19 protein-coding genes and 1 pseudogene are annotated in these 24836 nt (G+C 69.1%); 10 read left to right on the plus strand and 10 right to left on the minus strand.

All coding sequences use genetic code 11. The features are described 5' to 3' along the window. Window positions 1-4: 4 nt before the first annotated feature. Window positions 5-1033, minus strand: coding sequence for a TerC/Alx family metal homeostasis membrane protein (locus AC0J5J_RS06230; protein WP_134425810.1), 1029 nt, complete (start codon window positions 1031-1033; stop codon window positions 5-7). 154 nt (window positions 1034-1187) lie between these two features. Here AC0J5J_RS06230 and AC0J5J_RS06235 point away from each other — a divergent pair, with 154 nt between their 5' ends. Continuing rightward, window positions 1188-1880, plus strand: coding sequence for a Pr6Pr family membrane protein (locus AC0J5J_RS06235; RefSeq protein ID WP_474899987.1), 693 nt, complete (start codon window positions 1188-1190; stop codon window positions 1878-1880). A 201-nt stretch (window positions 1881-2081) separates the two neighbouring features. On the opposite strand, the pseudogene AC0J5J_RS06240 reads toward AC0J5J_RS06235, so the two are convergent. Beyond that, window positions 2082-2243 (minus strand): annotated as a pseudogene (locus AC0J5J_RS06240) (helix-turn-helix transcriptional regulator); the annotation flags it as partial. Next, complete coding sequence (locus AC0J5J_RS06245; RefSeq protein WP_474899988.1) at window positions 2240-3310, minus strand: TerC family protein; 1071 nt, start codon at window positions 3308-3310, stop codon at window positions 2240-2242. The gene AC0J5J_RS06245 and the pseudogene AC0J5J_RS06240, both read right to left, overlap by 4 nt. A gap of 220 nt (window positions 3311-3530) precedes the next feature. On the opposite strand from AC0J5J_RS06245, the gene AC0J5J_RS06250 reads away from it, so the two are divergent. Beyond that, a complete protein-coding gene (locus AC0J5J_RS06250; protein ID WP_474899989.1) occupies window positions 3531-4019 on the plus strand; it encodes a cupin domain-containing protein in 489 nt (162 codons plus the stop codon). Here the strand turns inward: AC0J5J_RS06250 and AC0J5J_RS06255 are convergent. Beyond that, window positions 4016-4378: a DUF2834 domain-containing protein gene (locus AC0J5J_RS06255; protein ID WP_134425814.1), complete on the minus strand. Its 363-nt coding sequence runs from the start codon at window positions 4376-4378 to the stop codon at window positions 4016-4018. The genes AC0J5J_RS06250 and AC0J5J_RS06255 overlap by 4 nt on opposite strands. A 53-nt stretch (window positions 4379-4431) precedes the next feature. On the opposite strand from AC0J5J_RS06255, the gene AC0J5J_RS06260 reads away from it, so the two are divergent. Next, entirely contained in the window at window positions 4432-5223 is a 792-nt protein-coding gene (locus tag AC0J5J_RS06260) for an HNH endonuclease family protein (protein ID WP_474899990.1), read from the plus strand. 62 nt (window positions 5224-5285) lie between these two features. Here the strand turns inward: AC0J5J_RS06260 and AC0J5J_RS06265 are convergent, their stop codons facing one another. Then, entirely contained in the window at window positions 5286-8291 is a 3006-nt protein-coding gene (locus AC0J5J_RS06265; RefSeq protein WP_474899991.1) for an AAA family ATPase, read from the minus strand. Further along, window positions 8288-9508, minus strand: coding sequence for an exonuclease SbcCD subunit D (locus AC0J5J_RS06270; RefSeq protein ID WP_474899992.1), 1221 nt, complete (start codon window positions 9506-9508; stop codon window positions 8288-8290). The genes AC0J5J_RS06265 and AC0J5J_RS06270 overlap by 4 nt, the downstream gene beginning before the upstream one ends. A gap of 141 nt (window positions 9509-9649) precedes the next feature. On the opposite strand from AC0J5J_RS06270, the gene AC0J5J_RS06275 reads away from it, so the two are divergent. From AC0J5J_RS06275 to AC0J5J_RS06295, 5 genes are all read left to right on the plus strand, one after another. Continuing rightward, window positions 9650-10438, plus strand: coding sequence for a DeoR/GlpR family DNA-binding transcription regulator (locus AC0J5J_RS06275; protein ID WP_474899993.1), 789 nt, complete (start codon window positions 9650-9652; stop codon window positions 10436-10438). Beyond that, window positions 10435-11406: a 1-phosphofructokinase family hexose kinase gene (locus tag AC0J5J_RS06280; protein ID WP_474899994.1), complete on the plus strand. Its 972-nt coding sequence runs from the start codon at window positions 10435-10437 to the stop codon at window positions 11404-11406. Before AC0J5J_RS06275 ends, AC0J5J_RS06280 begins: the two co-directional genes overlap by 4 nt. Beyond that, window positions 11403-13412: a PTS fructose transporter subunit IIABC gene (locus AC0J5J_RS06285; RefSeq protein ID WP_134425820.1), complete on the plus strand. Its 2010-nt coding sequence runs from the start codon at window positions 11403-11405 to the stop codon at window positions 13410-13412. Before AC0J5J_RS06280 ends, AC0J5J_RS06285 begins: the two co-directional genes overlap by 4 nt. 91 nt (window positions 13413-13503) lie before the next feature. After that, window positions 13504-15189: a phosphoenolpyruvate--protein phosphotransferase gene (gene ptsP / locus AC0J5J_RS06290; protein ID WP_134425821.1), complete on the plus strand. Its 1686-nt coding sequence runs from the start codon at window positions 13504-13506 to the stop codon at window positions 15187-15189. 74 nt (window positions 15190-15263) lie between these two features. After that, window positions 15264-15542 carry an HPr family phosphocarrier protein gene (locus AC0J5J_RS06295; RefSeq protein ID WP_134425822.1) on the plus strand — a complete coding sequence of 93 codons (279 nt, stop codon included), beginning with the start codon at window positions 15264-15266 and terminating at the stop codon, window positions 15540-15542. Window positions 15543-15607: 65 nt separating this feature from the next. On the opposite strand, the gene AC0J5J_RS06300 is transcribed toward AC0J5J_RS06295, so the two are convergent. After that, window positions 15608-19177, minus strand: a complete 3570-nt coding sequence (locus AC0J5J_RS06300) for an AAA domain-containing protein (protein WP_474899995.1) — start codon at window positions 19175-19177, stop codon at window positions 15608-15610. Window positions 19178-19489: 312 nt separating this feature from the next. Here AC0J5J_RS06300 and AC0J5J_RS06305 point away from each other — a divergent pair, with 312 nt between their 5' ends. Beyond that, complete coding sequence (locus AC0J5J_RS06305; protein ID WP_174722436.1) at window positions 19490-19753, plus strand: hypothetical protein; 264 nt, start codon at window positions 19490-19492, stop codon at window positions 19751-19753. 2 nt (window positions 19754-19755) lie between these two features. After that, window positions 19756-20745: an FHA domain-containing protein gene (locus AC0J5J_RS06310; protein WP_474899996.1), complete on the plus strand. Its 990-nt coding sequence runs from the start codon at window positions 19756-19758 to the stop codon at window positions 20743-20745. 139 nt (window positions 20746-20884) lie between these two features. Here AC0J5J_RS06310 and AC0J5J_RS06315 read toward each other — a convergent pair whose 3' ends face one another. The 3 genes from AC0J5J_RS06315 to AC0J5J_RS06325 form a co-directional block, all read right to left on the minus strand. Next, window positions 20885-22567, minus strand: a complete 1683-nt coding sequence (locus AC0J5J_RS06315; protein WP_474899997.1) for a DHA2 family efflux MFS transporter permease subunit — start codon at window positions 22565-22567, stop codon at window positions 20885-20887. Beyond that, the gene (locus AC0J5J_RS06320) at window positions 22564-23385 is read right to left on the minus strand and encodes a tryptophan-rich sensory protein (RefSeq protein ID WP_474899998.1); all 822 of its coding nucleotides are present in this window, start codon (window positions 23383-23385) and stop codon (window positions 22564-22566) included. Before AC0J5J_RS06320 ends, AC0J5J_RS06315 begins: the two co-directional genes overlap by 4 nt. An 80-nt stretch (window positions 23386-23465) precedes the next feature. Then, window positions 23466-24806 carry an LCP family protein gene (locus AC0J5J_RS06325; RefSeq protein ID WP_474899999.1) on the minus strand — a complete coding sequence of 447 codons (1341 nt, stop codon included), beginning with the start codon at window positions 24804-24806 and terminating at the stop codon, window positions 23466-23468. Window positions 24807-24836: the final 30 nt, after the last annotated feature.

The following is a 24836-nucleotide window of genomic DNA, read 5'->3' on the forward strand; positions in this document are numbered from 1 at the left end:
TATGTCAGCTCGTGCGCTCAGAGTCGGACTGATCCGCCGGCTCGGACTCGGGCTGATCCGCTGCCCGGAGGGAGCCGGCGTGAGCTCGCGCCGTGGGATCCTTGCGCGTCTTGATCAGGCTTGCGACCGTGGTCACGGTCAGGACCACACCGATGACGATGAGGCTGAGGTTCGTGCTGATCTCGGGCACGCGGTCGTCCAGACCGTGTCCCCAGTGCAGAACGAGCTTCACACCGATGAAGGCCAGGATCAGGGACAGGCCGGTCGACAGGTAGACCAGCCGGTCGAGGAGTCCCTTGACGAGGAAGAACAGCGCCCGGAGCCCGAGGAGTGCGAAGGCGTTGGCGGTGAAGACGATGTACGCCTCGTCGGTGATTCCGAAGATCGCCGGGATCGAGTCGAGTGCGAACAGAAGGTCGGTGCTGCCGATCGCGATCAGAACGATGAACAGCGGCGTCACCGCGCGGCGGCCGGCGCTGCGGGTGAACATTCGACCGTCGACATAGTCGTCGGTCACGGTCAGGCCCCGACGGGCCACCCGAACCAGCACGTTGTCCTGCACGTCGGGGTCGACGTCGCGGTGCCGGTACAGCTGCACGGCCGTGAAGATCAGCACCAGACCGAAGATCAGGAACATGAAGGAGAACAGCGAGAGCAGGGCGGCGCCCAGCGCGATGAAGATCCCTCGCAGAATCAGTGCGAGCACGATCCCGAAAATGAGGACCTTCTGCTGGTACTTTTCCGGCACGGCGAAGGTCGACATGATGATCACGAAGACGAAGAGGTTGTCGATGGACAGGCTCTTCTCGACGATGTACCCGGCGAAGTACTCCGCGCCGAAGCCCCAGCCCACCTGCGCCGCGAAAACGAGGCCGAACAGGATGGCGACCGCGATGTACAGCACCGAGGAGAGTGCGGCCTCCCTAAATTTGACGACGTGCGGCCGAGCCATGGCCAGGCCCAGGTCCAGCGCGAGCAGACCGAGAATGAGTGCGATTGTGAGCGTCCAGCGGAGCGCAGTTACTTCCAGCAACTGTGACCTTCCTGTCAGATCCTCAGTGAGGATTTTTGGTCTGGCCCCAATAGTAGGGACCAGATTTGTGATTGCGTAACTTGGATTCGTGAGCCGGAAGGGTGGAGCGGCCTGCCCTGCTGATTCCCCAGCCCGGCAGCACTATTCTTTTCCAGTGACTTCAACAGCGATTTCTACGGTGGCCTCCGACTCCTCATCGCCCTCCGCCCTCCGACGCCTCTCCGGTCTGCTCCGGATCGGGATGGGCCTGCTGCTGTTCGCGAGCATCGCCACCCAGGTCACCGACCAGATCTGGAACGACGCCTTCGTGGCCACCGAATACTTCGGTTATTTCACGATCCAGTCGAGCCTGATGAACGTGGTCGTCCTGCTCGTCGGGGGTTCCCTCGCCTTGCGCAGTCGTGTCGATCCCGAACTTCTCACCACGGTGCGGATGTCGGTCCTCACGTACGCAGTCGTCACCGGGGTCGTGTACAACGCGCTGCTGCGCAATGTGGTTTCCGACGGCTTCATCGGCGTCGGCTGGCCCAATGAGGTACTCCACGTGTGGGCGCCGATCTTCATCGCCCTGGACTGGGTTCTCTCGCCGGGGCGACCCGCCGTGGCGTGGAAGCGTCTCGGCTTCGCCCTGATCTACCCCGTTCTCTGGGTGGTTTACGCCCTGGTGCGTGGAATGACGACCGGCTTCTACACCTACCCGTTCCTCGACCCTGCCCAACCCGGCGGTTTCACCGCGGTGGCGCTGTACGTGCTCGGCATCGCGGTCTTCATCGGCGGCCTGGCCGCGGCCGCGATCGCCGCCAGCCGCCTGCGGGCCCGGGCTCTGGAGGCCGAGCCGGCGTCCTGATCCGCGCCCGCGGTCATCCGGCTGCGGCACCGCGGACGAGAGCGTGGTGAACACGGCGATCATCTCGTCCACGCTGTGCGAGGCGGTCGACGGATGCCGGAACGGCCGCTTCCGCTCGAGGCTGTAGTGGTTGCGCCGGCCCACCCGCTCCCGGCGGATGTACCCGGCCTCGACCAGGTCGGCCGTGATGCTGAGTGCCGCCCGCGACGACACCCCCACCGTGTCCGCGAGCTCCTGCACCCGCGCATCGGGGTTGTCCGCGATGGCGAGGAGCAGGTGGGCGTGGTGGGTGAGGAATGTCCACGGCTTGCCGGGGGCATCCGTCGCCGGGGTCTGAGGTTCGATTGTTGGCAGCTCGGTCATCGGCGGGTCTCGTTCTCCTGCTTTTTCTGCCCGGACTTCTGGGCCTCCCGCTCGCGGGTGCGAGCCGATCGACGCCAGACCGGCTCCATCTCCGCCATCTCTTCGGCGGTGGCCTCCCGGAATGCGCCGGCGGGGGCGGCCTCGACCTCGCGCCGACCCTGTCCCCGGGTGGCCCGCAGGCTGAGCACGACCGAGACCGCGATGATCAGCGAGATCACACCGAGGGAGACGTTCGTCGGAATGTAGAACACGTCGAGCAGCAGCATTTTGACGCCCACCCAGATCAGCACCAGAGAGAGGCCGATCTTCAGGTAGACGAACCGGTGCATGAGGTCGGCGAGCAGGAAGTACATCGCCCGGAGGCCGAGGATCGCGAAGGCGTTGGCCGTGAACACGATGAACGGTTCACTGGTGACCGCGAAGATCGCCGGGATGGAGTCCACGGCGAACACGACATCCGTCACCTCGACCAGCACGAGAACCGCCAGCAGCGGGGTGGCGAGCAGGATGCCGTTCTTGCGTACGAGGAAGCGCTGGCCGTGGAACGCGTCGGTCATCGGGATGAAGCGGCGGAAGATGCGCAGCACGGGCGACTTCTCGGGGTGCGCGTGTTCGTTGCGGGTGCGGATCATGCGGTAGCCGGTGAAGATCAGGAACGCGGCGAAGACGTAGAGGATCCAGGAGAAGTTCTCGATCAGCACCGCGCCCGCGGCGATGAAGATTCCGCGCAGCACGAGCGCGCCGAGCACGCCGAGGAACAGCACCCGGTGCTGGAACTGGCGCGGCACCGCGAAGGCCGCGAAGATGATCGCCCAGACGAAGACGTTGTCGACCGCGAGTGACTTCTCGATCAGGTAGCCGGCGTAGTACTGCTGTCCGAACTCGGCCCCGGCCGTGACCCAGATCACGGCGCCGAAGGCGATGCCGATCACCACCCAGATCACGGACCAGACCGCGGCCTCGCGGACCCCGATCACATGGGCCTTACGGTGGGCGAACAGGTCGACGGCCAACATGACGGCGATCACGCCGAACACCGCCAGCCAGGCGTACAGAGGAACGTTCATGGGGATTGCCTTCCAGTCATTGTTTCGACTGGAGGTCTGGTCCAACCCGGATCGGGTCCCTGCGGCCGGGTTTCACTGACGAAACCGTAATGACGACCACAAACTGGGGATTACTCCCCTCCGCGAACCAGTGAAGCATACTTCACCCTTTTGGCCAAACCGCGGCGGTTGAGCAGGGCTGCCGCCGCGACTACCGTGCACGGGAACGAAGGAGGATTCCATGAAGGGTTTTGTCGACGACATCGAAGACGCAGCCATCCGCAACTCCAATTTTCGGCAGGTGCTGTACACCTCGGAGAGGTTGCAGCTGGTCGTGATGGCGCTGGAGCCGGGTGAGGACATCGGGGAGGAGGTGCACCGGGATCGCGACCAGTTCTTCCGGGTGGAGAAGGGCAAGGGAGAGATCTGGATCGACGGCTCCCGAACGAAGATCCGCAAGAACTCGGCCGTGATCGTGCCGGCCGGGGCGCGGCACAACGTGGTGAACTCCGGCGGCAAGGTGCTGCGGCTCGCCACGATCTACGCGCCACCGGAGCACCAGGATGCGATCGTGCACCTGACCCGTGCGGACGCCCAGGCCTCGGAGGAGCACTTCGACGGCACGGTCACCGAACCGAAGGCGAAGGCGAAGGCGAAGCAACAGCCGCGGAAGACGAAGCCGGCCGCCAAGCCGTCATCGACGAAGGCGTCGTCCACCGACACCGATTAGCCGGGCTGCGTGCCGGCGGGCGCAACCTGCAGTCTGCGTGCCTGCAGGGCTCGTTCGCGCATCGCGAGGAACAGCGGGAAGGTGAAGGCGAAGGCCGTCAGGCCCGAGAGCACCACGTACAGCCAGCCGCGCTTCATCCCGAGGCGTCTGGCCTCAACGATGATCAGGATGCTGCCGGCCACCGCCACCACCAACAGGTCCACGGTCAGCGATGACACCGCCGGGCCGCTGTTCACCCAGTCCCCGACGAAGTCGCGCAGTTGCACGATAGCGAGCACGTTGAAGGTCCAGGTGCCCACGAGACCGGCCAGGGCAAGCGCCAGGTATACGAAGGCCAGCGGGGTCCAGTTTTTGGTCATGGGCCATTATGGCTGCCCGGTAGGGTCGTAAGCCGACCCCTGGGAGCGCCACCATGCCACACTCACCGCGCGCGTCGGCGTCGGCCCGCAATCGGCGCTCCCGACGCCCCGCCACAGCGCTTGTGGTGGTTCTGCCGCTTCTGGCCCTGGTCTGGGCGATCCTGGCCGGTGTGCCAGGCCTCACACCCGGGCTCGCCCCCGGCACCACGCCGGGCCTCGAGCCGGGTGCGTCCTCCGTTCCCGGCGTGGGTGCCCCCGCGGCCACCGGCGACGCCGCCGACCTGCTCGCGACCCTGCCGGTCAAGGGCAAGGCCCCGAAGACGGGCTACGACCGAACCGGCGAGTTCGGTTCGGCCTGGCAGGACGTCGACGACAACGGATGTGACACGCGCAACGACATCCTGGCCCGCGACTTGACCGCCCTCGTGACCGATGACACCTGCCGGGTGCTCAGCGGCACGCTGCTGGCGCCGTACACGGGCGAGTCGGTCGCGTTCGAGCGCGGCGAGACCAGCTCGATGCTCGTACAGATCGACCACCTGGTGGCCCTGTCGAACGCCTGGCAGACCGGCGCCCAGCAGCTGGACCGGGCCGAACGGATCGCCCTGGCCAACGACCCTCTGAATCTGCTGGCCTCCGACGGCAGCTCCAACTCGCAGAAGGGCGATGGGGACGCCGCCACCTGGTTGCCTGCCCAGAAGTCGTTCCGCTGCGAGTACGTGGCCCGTCAGATCTCGGTGAAGGCCGCTTACGGTCTGTGGGTTGCCCCGGCCGAGCACGATGCCATGGGGCGGATTCTCGTCGACTGCCCGGGCCAGACGGCCTACGCGGCCACGGTCCGGTAGAACCGGGACTCCCCCGGAGCGGGTCGGGCCAGGGCAGTCGGGTGCCGGTGAGGGCAATCGGGCTAACCCGACACCACGACGTCTCCGATCTCGCTGTAACCCTGGGGGCTGACGGTGATGACCAGCTTGGCCGGGATCTGCTCCTTCATGGAGTCGACGTGGCTGATCAGCCCGATGGTGCGGCCGCCGGCGCGGAGGCCGTCCAGGGTGCTCATCGCGGTTTCGAGGGTGGCACTGTCGAGCGACCCGAAGCCCTCGTCGACGAACAGGGTGTCGAGGGCGATGCCGCCGGCCTGGTTCGACACGACCTCCGCCAGACCGAGGGCCAGGGCCAGGGAGGCCAGGAAGGTCTCGCCGCCCGAGAGCGAGTGGGTCGGCCGGGCGCGCCCGGTGTGGGCATCGCGGATCATCAGCCCCAACCCGGACTGACTCCCCCGGTACTGCACCGAGTCGTCGTGTTCGAGGGTGTACCGGCTGCCGGTCATCGTGCGCAGCCGGTTGTTCGCCGCGGCGATGATCTGCTCCAACTGCGCGGCGAGAACGTAGGTTTCCAGGCGCATCCGTTTGGTGTTGGGTTCGTCGCCGTGCACCGCGGCCGACAGCTCCCGCACCTGGGCCTGCCGGGACAGGAGTTCGTCCCCGGCGTCGAAGTGCGCCCGGGCATCCGCGACCAGCCCGGCCATGACCGCGACCCGCTCCCGGAGCGAGCCGCGGGCGGCCAGCGCGGCGTCGCGCTCTGCCGCGGCCCCCGCCACGGCGTCCCGGGCCGGTGCGAGGTCGAGCAGGTCGGCAGGCAGGCCGGCGAGCGACGGCTCGGCGAGCACGGATCGCGCCGCCGCCACCTCATCGTCGTGGCTGCGGATGCGCTCGTCGAGCTGGCGGACGTCAGCCTCGGCACGGTGGGCCGAGACGGCATTCGCCTCGTCGGCGAAGCCTTCCCGGACAAGCTGGGACTGCACGGATGCATCGGCGGCCTGCAGCACGCTGCGATGCTCGCGGCTGAGGCCGAGGGCCTCGTCGAGGGTGCGCGCCGCCGCCAGTTCGGCGTGCAGCCGGTCGACCCGGCAGCCGACCGAGGCGAAGTCGCCGCGCTGGAGTTCCACCCGGTCATCGATGGCCAGCCGGGCGCTGCGCCGCTCAGCCAGCTGAGCGGCCACCTCGTCGCGCGTGGACCGCAGGCCCGACAGGGTGCGGACGGCGGCGTCGAGTTCGGCCCGTAACCGACTCCGGTCCTGGCCAAGGGATTTCTCCCGCAGCCCGGCGCTGCCGGCCGCGGCCAGGGTCTCCTCGGCGACGGCCAGGTCGGCACCGAGCTGCTCGGTGTCGCGGTCCCCGGCCCGCACACGGGCCTCGGCCAGCCGGGTGGCGACCGTGCCGATGCCGGCATGGGTCTGCTCGAGCCGGGCCTGCCCGGATTTCAAGCGCAACCGGGCCGCCGCGATATCGGCCTCGGTGACCGGTTCGTCGTCGCCGGTGGCCGGGGCCGGATGCACGGTCGAGCCGCACACCTCACACGGAAGGCCCGGCAGGAGGTTCGAGGCCAGTTCGACGGCGTGGCCGGCCAGTCTGCGGTCCACCAGGGTCTGGTAGTGCACCGCCGCGGCCGTGTTCTCGCCGGCCGCCACCGCATCGGCGAGATGCGCCGCCGACAGGTCGGCGTCAAGACGCCGCACCTCGTCGGACGCGGCGAGGGCCGCCTGCAGCCGCTCCAGCCGGGCCCGCGCCTCGGGTTCACGGGCCGCCCCGAGGGCCGCCTCCGCGAGCTCGACATCCACCGCGTCGAGCCGTTCCGGCAATTCCTCCAAACGCGACTCTGTCTCGAGCACGGCCGCCGCCTGCCGGTCGAGGTCGGTCTGCAGCAGCGCGATCTCGCCCTCGATGCCCGGGAGCTGTTTTTCGGCCAGCGCCACATCGTTCAGGGACCCGAGTCGGCCGAGGAGATCCTCGGACACGACCGTGAGATTCGCCGCCGTCTCCGTCGCAGCCGGGTCGGCCTGGAACGCGCGCCAGGCCTCGCGGGCCAGCTGCTCGGCGGCGAGGGCCGGCTCGAGCGCGGCGTCGGCCTCCTGCCAGGCCTGCAGCGCGGGCCACACCCGGGCAGCCCGATTCGCGGCCTGCACGGCCGCCCGATCGGCGGTGACGCCGGGCTCCCGGCCATCGAGGACCGTCCAGGCGGTGTGCGCCGCGGCCCGGCGTTCCTGCCGGCCGCGCAGTTCCTCGTCGGACTGCAGCTTCGCCGTCGCCGCGTCCAGCGCGGCGGTGCACCGCTCGGCGGCGTCCACCGCGTGCGCCAGAGAATCGTCCAGGTGCACAAGCGCGTCGGTGAACCAGCCGCGATCGAGAACCTCGGGAACCACGGGAGGCCCGGACGCGTCGGCCGGCTGCAGCTGGCGGGAGGCCGTGGTCGCCAGTCCCGCCAGGCTCTGACGCACCGACAGCACCTCATCGTCGAGGCCCTTGCGCCGATTGATCAGTTCCAGGTCGAGATGCTCGAACCGGGCCGTGCCGAACAGGGTGCGCAGCACGCCACGGCGATCATCGGTCCTGGCCAGCAGGAACCGCTGGAACCGGTTCTGCGCCAGCAGGATCACCTGAAGGAATTGGTCTTGTTTGAGCGGCAGGATGCGGCTGAGCTCGTTACCGACGTCGACCGGCTTGGCCGCGACGCTGCGCCAGCCACCTGGAGCGCCCGGCTCGCCCGGCAGGTCACGGATGTCCAGACGCGCGTCGGGCGGCGACATGGTCGTTCCCACGCCACGCTTCTTGGCCTTCTCATACCGGGGCGTGCGATAGATGCGGTAATCGCTCTCGTTCAGACCGAATTCGAGCTCGACGAAGGTGAGGTCGTCGGGATCGCAGTGGTCGCTGCGCAGCGGGGACTCCGTTCCCTCGTAGCGCGGCACGCTGCCGTAGAGGGCGAAGCAGACGGCGTCGAGGATGCTCGACTTGCCGGCCCCGGTCTTGCCGGTGATCAGGAAGATGCCGTCGGCGTCGAACCGTTCGAAGTCGATCACCTGCTCGTTCTTGTACGGGCCGAAACCGGCGATCCGCAGGCGTTTGATCTTCACCGGCTGACCTCTCTGATCGCATCGACGGCGAGGAGTTCCGCCACCAGGTCGCGCTCGAATTCGGTCTGCCCGACCCCGTTGCGCACGAATTCGAGGAATCCGGCGACGATCTCGTGGTCGGTGCGCCGATGGATGCGGTCGCCGTAACTGGCGGCATCCGGGTCGGCGACGATCGCGGGCCGATGCTCGAGGGTGACGCAGTGCGGAAAGCGTTTCTGCAGGCGACGCATGCCGTCGAGCGGCCGCACCTGGTCGGTCAGGATGGCGGACACCCAGTCGGGCTCGAATTCCGTGAGGGCGTCGTCGGTGAGGAGCTGGTCGATCTCGCCCGTGAGCACGCTGAGCCGGCGCGGGACCGGCAGCGAGACCCACTCGATCTGCGCTGGGAGAGCGGCCCGGAGTTCGACCAGCCAGCAGCCCCGGGGTTTGCCGGCCTCCGAGAACGAATAGTGCAGCGGAGCCCCGGAATAGCGCACCCGGTCGGTGAGCCGGGCCCGGCCGTGGATGTGGCCCAGTGCGACATAGTCCGGGTCAACCTGCGCCACGCCCGCCTGCGCGGGGGCGAGCGGGGCATCCGCTCCGGCGAAAACGGACACGGGCACCAGGTCGAGGCCGCCGGCGGTGATGTCCCGCACGGCGTCGGTGGCGGCGGCGGCGGGCACGCCCGCTGCGAAGCAGTGGCTGAGCACGACCGACCGCCCCCCGCGCACCGCCAGGTCGTCGCGGATCTGCTGCATCACGAAGGTGAGCACCTGCTCGTGCGTCTTCAGCTGCTGCCCCTCGACCTGAAAGGAACTGAGGTGGCGGATCAGCGCAGGCTCGAGATAGGGGATGCCGTAGAAGTGCACGGGACCGTCGTCGTCGAGGATCGTGACGGGTTCGAGGTACTGCTCCGGTCGGGTCAGGACGTGAATGCCCGCCAATCCCGCCCATTCCGACTGGAAGCCCAGCCGGGTCGCCGAATCGTGGTTGCCGCTCGTCATCACGACCGATGCCCCTGCCTCCCGGATCGCGCGCAGCGCGGCCGCGAGCAGGGTGTAGCTCTCCGCCGACGGCATCGCCGAATCGAAGACGTCGCCGGCGACGACCACCACCGTGACCTGTCGTTCCCGCACGACCTCGACCAGCGCGTCCAGAACCTGGCGCAGGTGTTCCAGGGTCGGATGCGTGTGGAAGGTGCGCCCGATGTGCCAGTCAGACGTGTGCAGGATCTTCATTCTGTTCACGCTAGCGCCGACGACCGACACCCCAAGGACGTCCGGAACCTCATCTTTGTTTATCTGTGTTTTTCTTGACAAACAAAAACAAACACAGGTACGATTTTCGTATTCTTCAATTCAGCGTCGAGGAGGTCGAAAATGTTCGCAGAAGAGCGTCAGGCCCTGATCGTCGATCTGGTCGCCAGTTCGAACCGGGTCACGGTCAGTGACCTCGCCACCCGCTTCGACATCACCCCGGAAACGGTGCGCCGCGATCTCGACACCCTGGAGAGCTCGCGCCAGCTCCGCCGCGTTCACGGTGGCGCCGTCTCGTTCGACCGCCAGAGCATGGCGGAGCTCAGCCTCGAAGAGCGACAGACCCAGCACAGTGATGAGAAGCAGCGCATCGCGGCCGCGGCCCTCGCCCTGATCCCGGCGAGCCAGACCGGATCAATCCTGCTGGACGCCGGCACCTCGACCGAGTTGCTCGCCGATCTCCTCGTTGACTGGGCCCCCGCTGCTCCCGCCGACGAGCTGCTCGTGATCACCAACGCGGTGCCGATCGCCACCAAGCTCGCCACCAACCCGGCAATCCAGATCTACATCCTCGGCGGCCGGGTGCGCGGCCTCACCCGCGCCGTCGTCGGACCCAGCACCATCGCCCAACTGGATGCACTGCGCCCGGACATCGCCTTCATCGGCGCCAACGGTGTGCATGCCGAGTTCGGTTTCAGCACCCCGGATGCGATTGAGTCCGCCGTGAAGACAGCCATCGTTCGTTCGGCCCGTCGCGTCGTCGCGCTCGCCGACTCCTCCAAGCTCGACAAGGAAACCCTGATCCGCTTCGCGGCCCTGGGCGACATCGACGTGCTGATCACGGACGCCCTCCCATCTAATGAACTTTCCGCAGCCCTGGCCGCGGCCGACGTTGAGGTTGTGATCGCGTGATCATCACGCTTACCCCGAATCCGAGCCTGGATCGCACCATCGAGCTCCGCGCCCCTCTGGCCCGCGGCGAGGTGCAGCGAGCCGGCTCCTCCCACGAAGAGCCGGGCGGCAAAGGCGTGAACATCGTGCGCGCCCTCGTCGCGTCGGATGTGCCGAGCCTCGCCATCCTCCCCGGTGACGGTCTGGACCCGGTGCTGGTCGCCCTCCGCGCCGCGGGGGTTCCCCACCTCGGAATGGCCATCGGCGCCACGATCCGCAGCAACATCGCGCTGACCGAGAACGACGGCACCACGACCAAGGTCAACGTGCCCGGCCCCGTGCTGAGCGCCGCCCAGCAGAGCGAACTCATCGAACTCGTCCTGCACAAGGCCGAGGGTGCCGACTGGCTCGTTCTGGCCGGATCGCTGCCGCCGGGCGTGCCCGTGGACTTCTACGCCGCGATCACCCGCGAGCTGCGCAGCCGGTTCGGCGCGCACGCCCCGAAAGTCGCGGTCGACTCATCCGGAGCCCCCCTCGCCGCCGCCGTCACGGCCGGGCCCGATCTGATCAAGCCCAATGCGGAGGAGCTGGCCGAACTCACGGGTCTGCCTGACTCGGACAGCCTCGAGGGTGACCCCGTGCTGGTGGCCCGCGCCGCCCAGCGACTCGTCGCCACCGGCGTCGGAGCCGTCCTGGCCACCCTCGGCTCCAAGGGCGCCGTGCTGGTGACGAAAGACGGCGCCTGGCTCGCCCAGACCCCACCCATGGTCGCTGTCAGCACCGTCGGCGCCGGCGATTCGGCCCTCGCCGGTTTCCTGCTCAGCACGATCGCCGGCGACACCGCCCCCGAATCTCTTCGCCAGGCTGCAGCCCACGGGGCCGCAGCCGCCTCCCTGCCCGGATCGACTGTTCCGGCACTGCACCAAACCAGACCGGGTGACGTCACCCTGACGTTGCTCAACACCCATCCAAAGGAGGATGTCCAGTGAGTGCACTGATCACCCCGGAGCTTGTTGCTCTGGATAAGAACCTTGGAGCCGCACCTTCGAGCGTAATCCGGCATCTTGCCGAGCTCGTCGTCGGAGCCGGCCGCGCCACCGAGATCGAGAGCCTCTACGCAGACGCCCTGGCCCGCGAAGCGAAGACGGCCACCGGCATCCCCGGCGGCCTGGCCATCCCGCATTGCCGCTCGGCAGCCGTTAAGGAGCCGACGCTGGCGTTGGCCCGCCTGACGTCCCCGGTCGACTTCGGCGCCGCCGACGGTCCCGCGGACCTCGTCTTCCTGATCGCCGCTCCCGAGGGCGCGGACCAGGAACACCTTAAAATCCTGGCCAAGCTGGCCCGCTCGCTGATGAAGGCCCCCTTCACCGCCGCTCTGCGCGCCGCCAAGACCCAGGCGGAGATCGTCGAACTGGTCACCAGCGTCGTCGCACCGACCCCCGTTGCCGCCGGAGGTGCCGCCCACGCCAACGTCGGCAGCACGCCCGGCGGGGCATCCGCCGACGTGAAGCGCATCGTGGCCGTCACCGCGTGCCCGACCGGGATCGCCCACACCTACATGGCGGCCGAGTCCCTCGTCGCCGCGGCCAAGGCTGCCGGCGTCGACCTCCAGGTTGAGACCCAGGGTTCCGCCGGACTCACGATGCTCGACCCGGCTGTCATCGCCGCAGCCGACGCCGTCATCTTCGCCGTCGACGTCGACGTTCGCGGTCGTGAGCGTTTTGCCGGCAAGCCGGTCATCCAGGTGCCCGTCAAGCGCGGCATCGACGAGCCGGCCAAGCTCATCAAGGATGCGCTGGCCGCGGCCGAGAACCCCAACGCCCGCCGCGTCGGCGGCACCGTCAGTGCGGCCGAGGCCGCGGAGACCAGCGAGCACTTCGGCCAGAAGGTCAAGCGCGCCCTGCTCACCGGTGTCAGCTACATGATCCCGTTCGTCGCCGGTGGAGGTCTGCTGATCGCCCTCGGATTCCTCCTCGGAGGCTACGAGATCACCGAGGTCGCCGACACGGTCACCCTGCAGAACAGCCTGTTCAACCTGCCGGAAGGGGGCATGCTCACCTACCTGGGAGCCGTCTTCTTCAAGATCGGCGCCCTGTCGATGGGCTTCCTGGTCCCGGCACTGGCCGGGTACATCGCCTACGCGATCGCCGACCGCCCCGGAATCGCCCCCGGTTTCGTCGCCGGTGCCGTCGCCGGGTTCATGGGTGCCGGCTTCCTCGGCGGCATCGCCGGTGGTCTGCTGGCCGGTCTCGCGGCCGCCAGCTTCGCGAAGCTCGACGTTCCTCGTTGGCTCCGCAGCCTGATGCCCGTCGTCATCATCCCGCTGGTCGCGTCGATCGTCGCCTCGGGCCTGATGTTCCTGGTTCTCGGTGGCCCGATCGCGCTGCTGACCACCGCCCTGAACGAGTGGCTGTCCGGCATGACCGGCGCCTCCGCCATCCTGCTGGGCCTGATCCTGGGCCTCATGATGGGCTTCGACCTCGGCGGTCCGGTCAACAAGGTTGCCTACGCCTTCGCTGTCGCCGGTCTCGGCACGGCAACCGTCGCCAACCAGGCGCCGTGGGAGATCATGGCCGCGGTCATGGCTGCCGGCATGGTTCCGCCGCTCGCCATGGCTCTGGCCACGGTGCTCGACCGCCGCCTGTTCTCCGTAGCGGAGCGCGAAAACGGCAAGGCCGCCTGGCTGCTGGGTGCGTCGTTCATCTCCGAAGGCGCCATCCCGTTCGCTGCCGCAGACGTGTTCCGCGTGATCCCGGCCTCCATGGTCGGCGCCGGAGTGACGGGTGCTCTCTCGATGGCCTGGGGTGTCACCTCCAAGGCCCCGCACGGCGGGATGTTCGTCTTCTTCGCCATCGACAGTTTCGCTCTCTTCGCCCTGGCGATCGCGATCGGTACCGTCATCGCGGCACTCCTGGTGATCGTTCTGAAGCGTTACGCTCGAAAGACACCGTTGGTCATCGCGAACGCAGCAGCGCCCGCCCTGGTCAACGCTTAACAGCACGTCGGCCGCCCCGAGCAATTCGGGGCGGCCGACGCGTAGCATCAATAGCGCAGTATTTTTGCTGCGCAAGAATAGAGGTTGTCCCGTGCAGAATTTCACTGGTGTAGGCGTAAGCCCCGGCCGGATCATCGGATCCGTTCGCCAGATGCCCAAACCGATCAGCGAACCTCCGGCAGGTGAACGCCTGGAAGCGGCGACAACGCCCGAAGTGGCGACCGTCGAGCTACGAGCGGCCGCCAAGGTCGTTCAGGCGGAGCTCCAACGCCGCGCCGAGGAAGCCACCGGTGCCAGCAAGTCGGTTCTCGAGGCCACCGCGCTGATGGCCACCGACCCGATGCTGATAAAAGCTGCAGTGAAATTAATCGCCACCGGAACGTCGGCCGAACGCGCAATTTGGGAGTCCGGCGCATCCGTCGCCGAGATGCTGCACAACCTCGGCGGTTACATGGCCGAACGGGCCACGGATGTCCTCGATGTACGGGCCCGGATCGTCGCCGAGCTGCGCGGCGTCACCGCCCCCGGCATCCCGCAGTCCGATGTGCCCTTCGTGCTCGTCGCCGAAGATCTCGCCCCGGCGGACACCGCCACCCTCGACCCGAACAAGGTCCTCGCCCTGGTCACCAGCGGCGGCGGACCGCAGTCGCACACCGCGATCATCGCGCGCGCCCTCGGCCTGCCGGCCGTCGTCGCCGCGGCCGGCGTGGAAGCCCTCACCGACGGCACCGAGGTCTACGTGGACGGCGCCGCGGGCACCCTCCTGGTCGGCCCGGGCGACGAACAGCGCACCGCGGTCACGGCATGGGAGCATGTCGCCGCCAGCCTGTCCGTGTTCGACGGCACCGGCAGCACCGCCGACGGCCACCTCGTTCCCCTGCTGGCCAACGTGGGCGGGGCCGCTGACGCGGTCAAGGCCGCCGCCGCCGGCGCCGAGGGCGTGGGGCTGCTCCGCACCGAGTTCTGCTTCCTCGAGCGCGACACCGAACCCACCATCGACGAACAGGTCGTCGCCTACAAGGGCGTTTTCGACGCGTTCCCCGGCAAGAAGGTCGTTGTGCGCACGCTCGACGCCGGCGCCGACAAGCCCCTCCCGTTCCTCACCGACAGCACCGAGCCCAACCCGTCGCTCGGCGTGCGCGGCTATCGCACCGACCTGACCAGCCCCGGCGTGCTCAAGCGCCAGCTCACGGCCATCGCCACCGCAGCGCAAGCGTCCTCCGCCGTGGTCTGGGTGATGGCGCCGATGATCGCCACGGTCGACGAGGCTGCCGATTTCGCCGCCATGTGCCGCGTCGCCGGCCTGAAGACCCCCGGCGTCATGGTCGAGGTTCCCTCCGCAGCGCTCCGCTCCGCGAGCATCCTGACCGAGGCGGAATTCGTCAGCCTCGGCACGAACGACCTCACCCAGTACACGATGGCCGCCGACCGGCAGCTGGGCACGCTCGCCGCGCTGAACTCGCCGTGGCAGCCTGCCGTGCTGCAACTGATCCAGCTCACCGTGGCCGGATCGATCGCTGAGGGCAACAACAAGCCCGTCGGCGTCTGCGGAGAAGCCGCCGCCGACCCCGTTCTCGCGGTCGTGCTCGTCGGACTGGGCGTCAACACCCTGTCCATGACGAGCCGGTCGATGTCCGCTGTGGGTGCCGTGCTGAAGTCCGTCACGCTCGAACAGGCGCAGAAACTCGCCCACCTCGCGGTTTCGGCCCGGAATTCGGACGAGGCGCGTACCAAGGTGCGCGCAGAATTGCCCATACTTGAAGAGTTGGGTCTCTAGCCGCTTCGGACACCCGTCGCATCGCACCATCACCGGCGAGCCACCCCTTCGCCGGGCACCAATTAGGAGGAACCATGTCCGAACGTAAAGCAACCATCGCGAGCCGCGTCGGCCTGCACGCACGCCCCGCCTCGATCTTCGCGGCGGCCGTCGGCGAACTGACCATCGAGGTCACCATCGCCCTCGAGACCGACCCGGCCGAAGACGCGATGGATGCCTCGAGCATCCTGTCGCTGATGAGCCTGGGTGCGTCCAACGGCGACGTCGTCGTTCTGCGCGCCGAAGGCGACGGAGCGGATGCCGCACTCGAGTCCCTCGTCAAGCTCCTCGAAACGGACCTCGACGCCGAGTAACACGAATTCAGAAGGCACCCTCGTTCCGCGCCGTAACGGCGGAGCGAGGGTGCCTTTTCGGTGGGTCAGGCAGGTGCCGGCGTGACCAGGGTGATGAACGCGCTCAGCTGGGCGAGCGCCGCCACGGTGGTCGGCAGAGTCTCGGTCAGCGCGGGCGAGTAGACAAGCCAGGCCGCCCACTGCGCCCGGGAGACGGCCACGTTCAGCCGGTTGGCCAGCAGCAGGAACTCCAGGCCTCGCGGCACCTCCTGCGCCGACGACGCGGCCAGCGAGACGATCGCCACGGCCGCCTCCTTACCCTGGAACTTGTCGACCGTACCGACGGGCACCTCGCCGAGCCCGGCCTGACCCAGGCGCGTGCGGAGCAGCTCGACCTGCGCGTTGTAGGGGGCGACGACGATCACGTCCCCCTGGCCCAACGGTCGGGTGCGGCCTCCGGAGGTGAACGGGCGGCCGAGCAGGCCGCTCACCAGCGAGACCACGGCCTCGGCCTCCTCCACCGACGACGTGGAATTCAGCGAGTGCGGCACGGGTATCGGGTGCAGACCCGGCTCGACTCCGTCGAGGAATCGGTCCGAGGGGTGAGAGAGCAACCGGCCCTCGTAGGACAGCGCCGACACCGGCGCACACACGCGAGGATGCATGCGCCAGCTGGTCTTGAGGAAGTAACCGAAGTGCGGAGGGAGCACCTGGTGCCCGTCGCTGAGCCAGCCGAGCGCTGAGCCGTCGACGGGTTCGGGATGCGTGCCCTGGCTGACCTGGGGCAACTGCTGAGGGTCGCCCAGGAGCAGCAGCCGCTCTGCCGCCACGGCGGCGGCGATGGTGCTGGCCAGCGAGAACTGCCCGGCCTCGTCGACCACGAGCAGGTCGAGGGATCCGCGCGGCACCCGGTCGGCGTTGCTGAAGTCCCAGGCTGTGCCGCCGAGCACCCAGCCGCCGGACTGGCCCGTGAACCGGCCGAACGTCTTGGAATCCAGTGGGGTCCACGGCACGGGCTTCTTCTCGTCGCCGTTCTTCGGCTTCTTGCCGACCTGACCGGGCTCCAGCCCGGCATCGACCCCCGCGGCAAGCACCGCCCGGAGCATGTTCTCGACCGCGGCATGCGACTGGGCGACGACCCCGATGCGCCAGCCGTGCCGCACCACGAGGTCGACGATCACCCGCGACCCCACGAAGGTCTTGCCGGTTCCCGGCGGACCCTGCACGGCCAGGTAGGACCGGTCGAGTGCGAGCAGGGAGTCGCGGATGGCTGTTCGCACGTCGCCGCCGTCTTCTCCCCCGCCCTCACGGAGGCCGGGCTGGGCCAGACCGACCCCACCGTGCAGACGGGGCGGTGTGCGGCGCAACAGGTCGAAGGCGGCATCCGGCAACGGATCCGGCCAGGCGTCCAGCACGGCGCGTCCCCACTCCGAGATGGCGGTGACCTGGCTGCCGGCCGGCGGCGGGGTGCCCGGCGTCAGGGCGATCGGAAGCTGCCGGTGTGCGGGCGCGTCGCGCTCGAGCACCTCTTCGACCAGAAACACGGACTCGTCGATCACGTCGACCACGGTCGCCTTGTTGTGCGCGGTGCGGGCGCCGGGGGCGTCGCTGCGCCGGATCGGCGGATACGGCGGGTCGTAGAGGAGGAAGGGTTGCTGCCCGACCTTGATCGAGCTGCCCGGCGCGAGCGCCCCGGTCAGTCGCAGCACCCGGCGGTCGAGGGCCTGGCGGCCTTCCCGGTGCCAGCCCAGGTGCACCGTGGCCGACTCGACGACGAGCACATCCCTGGTGTCGGCCCAGTCGTCCACGGGCGCGCTGAGGCGGCTGTAGTGGTCCCACCAGAAGGACTTCTGCTCCCGCCGGTGGTAGTCGATCGCCGCGGAGGCGAGAGCGAGGGCGGTCTGGTCGGCCGTGCGGTCGGCCGGCGGCACCTCGGCCAGGAGAGCGGAGAGTTCGAGGTAGACCGGATCGGGCTCCCGCACCGGCAGGGTCAGGGCCGCCAGGATCGCCGCCGGCTCCGCGGCGTCGCCCGTCTGCTCGGCCGCCCGCGCCAGCAGCCAGTCGCGAAGCCGCAGGGTGGAGCGGCAGTCGTACGCGTTGTAGCGGGCGATGTCATGCAGGATCTGCCGGGCGGCATCCGTCTGCCCCGCGGCCAGCAGGCTGCGCGAGCGCACGTATTCGGTGATCGAGTCGGCGGCGTTGGCCACGCCCTCCCGCTCCTCGGCGCCCATGTAGAGCGGCTCGAGCTTCTTGAGCGAGTAGCTGCGACTGCCGATGCGCAGCCCCTGACGCACGATCGGGTAGAGGTCCACCAGCACGTTCGCACGCAACAGGTCGTCGACCGCGTCCTCGCCGACGCCGTGGCGGGCGGCGAGGGAGAGCAGGTGGGTGCGTTCGTAGGGGGCGTAGTGGTAGATGTGCAGGCCCGGATGCCGCGAGCGGCGTTCCCGCACGTACTCCAGGAAGTCGATGAGCGCCTGGCGCTCCTCGGCGTGGTCGTGCGCCCAGAAGGTGCGGAACGTGTCGTCGGGCTCGACCAGCCCGAACAGGTAGTCGAGTCCCCAGTCGACGGTGCCGGAGCCGGTGCCGGAGACGGTGCCGGAGACGGTGCCGGAGCCGGAAGAACCCTCGTCGCCGCCCTCCTGATAGAGCGGGTCACCCTCGAAGTCGAAGAACACGTCGCCCGCGTCGGGGGCAGGCAGCGCCGCGAGGGCGGCCGGGTTGATGATCTCCCAGTTGAGCGGGCGGCCGCGACGCGGCGGCTCGATCTGCAACCGGGCCTGACCCTGCAGGGTGGCCAGGGTGGCGTCGGACAGGCCGGGGACCGGCAGGGTGCGGGTGGCGAGCTGCTCGATGGACTCCACGCCGGCCGTGCGCAGCCGGGCCCGCTGACCGAGCCTCAGGTTCGCGACCAGGAGCACGTCGCGGTGCAGGCGCACCTGCTCCTCGCAGACGTCGCAGCGGCCGCAGGCCGTGTAGCGCGGGTCGCCCCACGGGGTGGCCCGGGTATCGGCGAGACGCTCGTCGACCAGCCGTTCGAGGCGGGCCCGCCGCGTGCGGTAGACCGGCAGGATGTCCTGCACCCGGTGCGAGCTGGTGCGACCGTCGCCGAGCAGCAGGTGCACGTTCTCCCCCGTCGCCACGCCCATCCGTTCGAGTTGGTCGCTGTAAGCGGCCAGTTGCAGCAGCGCCGTGATCTTCGCCGAGCGCGCCAGCTTCGTGTCGTAGACCTCGTACACGGGCGCGTCGCCGGCGGCGTGCGCTCTGCCGACAGGTTCTGAACGGATGATGAAGTCGGCATAGCCGAGGAAACGCCCGTCGAAGAACGCAGCCTGGAACACCACCTCGGCGCCGTCGCGCAGGGCAGCCTCGGTGCGGACGGCGGCACCGGTGGTCGAACCACTGATGATGTCGGCGAGGTCGCCGCGGTCGATCTCCACGACGCTCCGGGTGGCGCGCAGCCGGTGCAGCATGCGCAGCTCGTGGGCGTCACCCAGCTCGGCGGTGCGCATGAGCATGGCGTCTTCCGTTCCGGGGACGGCGTCGATGCGCCCCAGCTTCGCGTCGAGCCGCCGCAGCAGGGCCCATTCGCAGGCCGCCGCGGCGCTGAGATCGCTCGCGGAATAAACGACGGTGGCAGGGCCGGACAGGAACACGCGGATCTCCTTCGTGCGGGGCGCAGCCGGCTCCGGAAGCGCCGATCACGGGTATTTCGAGGCTAGTCGAGACCACTGACACGAGCCGGGGCCGCACCGGTTTCAGCCCGGCCCGAAACCGGTCCGGAACCGGTGCTTCCGGGCTCTTCCCCCGACTGCCGCGCTCAACTAGGGTTGGCTCACACGCGGCTGCCGAGGCTCCTGACGGTTGCCCGCGCGGCGGTTCACTGTTGATCCGATTCTGGCCGTATGTGGCCCGATGTGTGACGACCGAGTGCCGATTCCCTGCAACCAAGCGAGAAGGAACACACCGTGACTGACAGCCAAAACACCGCACCCGCTTCCAACGCCTCCGGCCCCGACGCCCACAACATCAAGGACTGGACCGACCTCGGCAAGGAGATGTGGTCCTACCTGACCGGCAAGAGCGCCGTCATCAACTACAGCTTCATCGATATGACCGTGGAGGTGCCGCGTGACATCGGGCCGGACGCACCGCGGGCCACCTGGAAGCTGAACGGCACCCTGCGGGTCACCACGAGCGAGGGTTCCGGCACCGAACCGCTCACCAAGTAGCCATGAGTCCCACCACCCGCCTCGACATCGATCTGGAGTTCTCCCTCGCGGAGCCGGATCCGACCGGCGACCCCGCGGATGCGGCGGGCGCCGAGCGGATGCAGGGCACCATCAAGGCGAGCGGCCTCGACGTCGAGATCTTCGCCAGCAAGCCCGAGATGTTCGTGCGCACCAACACCATGAAGCTGAAGGACCTCCGCGGTCTGGCCGGCGACCTGGCGGAACGCGGCCTCAGCGTCTCCGTGTCGGGCCCGAACGGGCTGATCGTGCGGCTCGGAGCCGTCAAAGCGCCCGTCATCCAGCGGCTGCTGACCGGCTCCGCCCACATCGCCCTCGGGAGCAGGGCCGCGCTGGCTCCGCTGCTGCGGCGACGCAGCACGGCCGGGTCGGAGAGCCTGTCGCTGACCTTGCCGCCGACCACCCTGCTGCCGCTGGTGCCGACCTTCGACCGGCGCATTCGTCGCCGGGTGACCACGACCCACTACACCCCGGGTGCAGGTCGGCCCCGGCTGATCTTCGTGATCGGATCGGAGAACTGGAACGGCCAGATGCCGCGCGAGTTCGATTTGAGCCCGACCGTCACCACCATCGGTTCGGCCCCGAATGCCGACCTGCAGCTGGCCGGGCTGCAACCCTTCCATGCCGAGATTCGTCACGACGAGAATGACGAGTACGTGCTGTACCCGCTCGGCGACGTCTCCGGCGGCGCCAAACGGGAGCCGAGGCAGGGCCGTCGTGACGGTCAGGTGTTGCGCACCGGAGCCCGCATCGAGATGGGCCCGTGGCGGATGGCCTACTTCCGCGAGGAATACGCCGACCACGGCCGCCCGTTCGGCGGTCGACTGGGTGGCGAACTGTCTGTGCAGAAACCGCAGCCGAGCCGTCGCGCGGCGCGGGCGGAGGAGCGCACGGGCACCGCAACGGGGCCCGGTCCCGGGCCCCGCACGAGCGGCGAACCGAACGCGGGGCCGTTGGACGACTCCGAGATCTAGTCGCCCGCACCAGGCACCGACCACGGGGTGCGCCGCTCGCGGCGCACCCTGTGGAAGCCGGCGCACGTTCTACCGTGCGCCCGCTTCCCTGACCTGCGCCGCGACGGATGTCCTGAGTCGCCCACCTGCGCGGGCTCGGCTAGACGGGTTCGCCCGCGGTCTCGGCCGCCGGGATGTCCGCGCCGGGGGCCGCGTCCTCGGGGCGCGGCTCCACGTGGGGCGCGGTGCCGGACAGGCGCAGCGTGGCCAGGAACCCGAGCACCAGGAACCCGGCGGCGGCGTACGCGGAGTACCGGGTGCCGTCGCTGAACGCCTCACGCGCGGCATCCGCCAGCTCGGGGCTCTGCTCCTCCAGCGACGGGATGACCGAACCGGCGCTGTCGACGACCGCGTCGACGATCTGGCTCTGGGTCTCGGCCGGCAGCCCGGGCACCTCGGCCAGTTTCGCGTCGAGAGACGCCCCGACCGAGGTGAACAGCACGGTGCCGAGCACCGCGATGCCGAGGGCCGAACCGATCTGCCGTGCGGTGCTGGAGGTTCCGGAACCCTGGCCGCTCTGGGCAACGGGCACGTCCTTGAGCACGACGCCGGTGAGCTGGGCGGTGGCCAGGCCCACGCCGATCCCGTAGACGAACAGGAACGGCACCACGACGAGCCAGGTGGACTGCGCGGTGATCACCAGGCCGAGGCCGGCGACGCCGACGATCTCGGCGACGATACCCATCCGAACAATGGTCTCGGGCGAGGTCTTGTTTCCGAAGGCGCCGGACACCCCGCTGGCCACGAAGGAACCCAGAGCGAGGGCGAGCAGCACGAACCCGGTCTGCAGGGCGTCGTAGCCGAGCACGTTCTGCAGCCAGAGCGGCAGCGACAGGATGATGCCGAACTCGCCGAGCGAGACGATCATGGCCGCGATGTTGCCGTTGCGGAACGACGCGATCCGGAACAGGGAGAAGGCGAGCAGGGTGGTCTTGCCGGCGCGCTCGCGGTAGAGCCCCCAGTAGACGAAGGCCACGCCGGACACGACCGTGACCAGGAAGACGAACGGGATGATCGAGATGTCGTACGGCCAGGTCCAGTCACCCACCGTGGGCGGGTTGTTGGTGAACCACCAACCGTAGGTGCGGCCCTCGATCAGCCCGAAGACGAGCGATGCGCTGGTGATCACCGAGAGCACGGCGCCGACGACGTCGATGCGGCGCGGTTCGCCGGCATCCTTCGATTCGAGTACGTAGACCAGCACGCCGATGATGATGACGACGCCCAGCGGCACGTTGATGCCGAAGGCCCAGCGCCAGGAGTAGTAGGTGGTCAGCCAGCCGCCGAGCAGCGGACCCACCGCCACCATGCCGCCGATGGTCGAGCCCCAGATCGCGAATGCGATGCCTCGGTCGCGGCCGCGGAACGTGGCGTTGATGATCGAGAGCGTGGTGGGTAGAACCATGGCTCCGCCGACGCCCTGTACCAGGCGGGCCAGAATCAGAAGCTCGCCCGTCTGCGACAGCGCCGCGAAAACGGATGCCGTGGCGAACACGATCACGCCGAGGATCAGGATGCGCCGTCGCCCGAACCGGTCGGCGAGGGTGCCGAACACCAGAAGCAGGGCCGCGAACACGAGCGTGTAGCTCTCCTGCACCCACTGCACCTGGGTGGACGTGATCGCCAGGTCGTCGACGATCGAGGGGATGGCCACGTTGATGATCGTGGAGTCCACGATGATCAGGGCGACCGCGACGCTGATGAAGACGAGGCCGGCCCAGCGCCGCCGGGCCGAGGTGGCGGTGGCGCCGCCGGGCGCGGCCGGGGTGACGGCGGTACTCACGCGGAGACCAGTCCGGTGACGGCCGACCGGGGCGTGCGCACGCGCAGGGTCACGGTGACGATCACGATGGCGGCCACGGCGAGGATGGCCGCGATGGCCGCGGGGGTGGAGAGCAGGTTGCCGGTCAGCCGGGCCACGGCCAGCCAGGCCAGCCCCCACGACAGCGACGCGGCCGGGGCGAGCCGGCCGCGGCCGTAGACGGCGACGAGCACGCCGACCAGGCCGGCCACGGCGATCACCAGGACGGCCCACAGGTCGGAGCTGAGCCCGAACCCGTCGAAGCCCGCAGCCACGAGAACGGCCGTCACGTTCGCGGCGGTCGCCACGCTGACCCAGCCGAGATAGAGGCCCACGGTGCCGTCGGCGACGATCGTCTCGATCAGGTTCCCCGGCCGGGAGAGCAGCGTCAGCTGGAAGGCCCGGATCAGCACGATCAGCAGCAGCACGATCACGGGCACGCTGAGCCAGAGCAGGTCGAACTGGATGCTCAGGATCCAGGCCGCATTCAGCACGAGCGACGCCGCGATCGGGTAGCCCAGGGTGCGCTGGCGGGCATCCGTTTTCTGCGCGGGCAGGAACTGCCAGACGGCGTAGGCGATCAGCCCGAGGTAGATGACGGTCCAGATGCCGAAGGCCGGGCCGTCGGGGGCGATCGGGGTGGCGTCGGCGGCGAGCGCCCCGCCCGACGCGTTCTGGATCGGGGTTCCGCCGGCGGCGCCCGACCCGATGAATGATCCGACGATGGCCAGGATCGCGCTCACCAGCACCACCGTCTGACGCAGTAGATCGTTGCTTGCGCGCTTCCTCATCGCATTCATCTCAGTCTCCTAATAATCAATTCGCCTAACAGCTTACGGTAACAGTGCCTCCGACCACCCGCAGTTGCCCGCCGCACGGCTCACTCGCCGAACGCCACCGAGCAGGTCTGCTGACTGGCGGTCTGACCGCGTAGTCCCGCGAGAACCTCGGCCTCCCCCGGCTCACCCGGCTCACCCGCAGCCTCCCTCGGATTCTCGGGCTCCACCGTGCCCGTCGCGGGCGGCACCGGAGCCGCGGTCACCGGTGCCGCCGTGCCGCCGGGCCGGAGGGCCGCGCTGGATCCGAGCGACTCCGGCGCGAGCGTGAACTCCTCATCGGCCGCGAGCTTCTGCACGAGCCGCCCGGCGAGTGCCGGGTCCGGCACGAGCTTGGCCGGGTTCTCCGGGTTGGGCAGCGTGGGGTACTGCACGAAGAGCAGCTGGTCGGGGTCGATCTTCGTGAGCACGAGACCCATGCTCACGAGGGTCGGCACGGTGGCGAGTGACTCAGACAGCCGGAGGTTCACGGCGGTGGCGCTCGCCAGCCCCGAGAGTTTCGGCAGGTCGGTGAGCGTGCTGCCGCTGGTGAGCACCCGCACCAGGGAGGAGAGGTACGCCTGCTGGGAGGAGATCCGGGCCAGGTCGCTGCCGTCGCCCACGCCGTGGCGGCTGCGCAGGTAGGACAGCGCCGTCTCTCCGGCCACCACGCTGACTCCGGCCGGGAGGTTCAGCCCGGTGTACGGGTCGTCGATGGCCTCGGTCAGGCAGATCGGCACGCCGCCGACCGCGTCGGCCATCGCCACGGTCCCCTCGAAGGAGATCAGCCCGGCGTACGGAATCGACAGACCGGTGAGCCGCTCGACCGTGGCGACCACGCAGCCCAGCCCGCCTCGCCCGAAGGACGCGTTGATCGGGGCCGCAGACACGGCGGCGGACACGGTGCCGCTGTCGGCATCCGTGCAGGCCGGCTGCGGGATGACGAGATCGCGCGGCAAGCTGACGACGACGGCGCTCGCCTGGTCTTCGGCCACGTGCAGCAGGATGTTCACGTCGTTCAGCGTGGCGCCGCGCGAACCGTAGCCCGCGCTCTGGTCACTGGCGTTGTCGACGCCGACCATCAGCACGGTGAAGCCGCCGTCGAACGCGGTGATCGAGGGCAGGGCCGGAGCGGGAATCCTGCCGTCGGCGGCGGCACCGGCACCTGCGGCGGCGGTTCGCCCGTTGGAAATGTCGACGGCGTTCCCGGCCACTCGGGCGGAGAACTCGTTGACGAACACCGATGCCAGCACCGTGCCGCTGACCAGCAACACGCCCAGGGCGATCAGCGCGAATCGCAGCACGGGAAGCCCCCGGCTCCGCCAGCGCGAGCGGCGACGGTGGCGGGCCGGACCGGATGCCGGTCGGGCGACGGTCAGTGAGCCCGGTTGCCTGTCCGGTTTCATCCTGACCTCTTCCGCCCCTGGAGTATGCGA

The sequence above is a fragment of the Cryobacterium sp. TS_SC_7 genome (assembly GCF_056156285.1).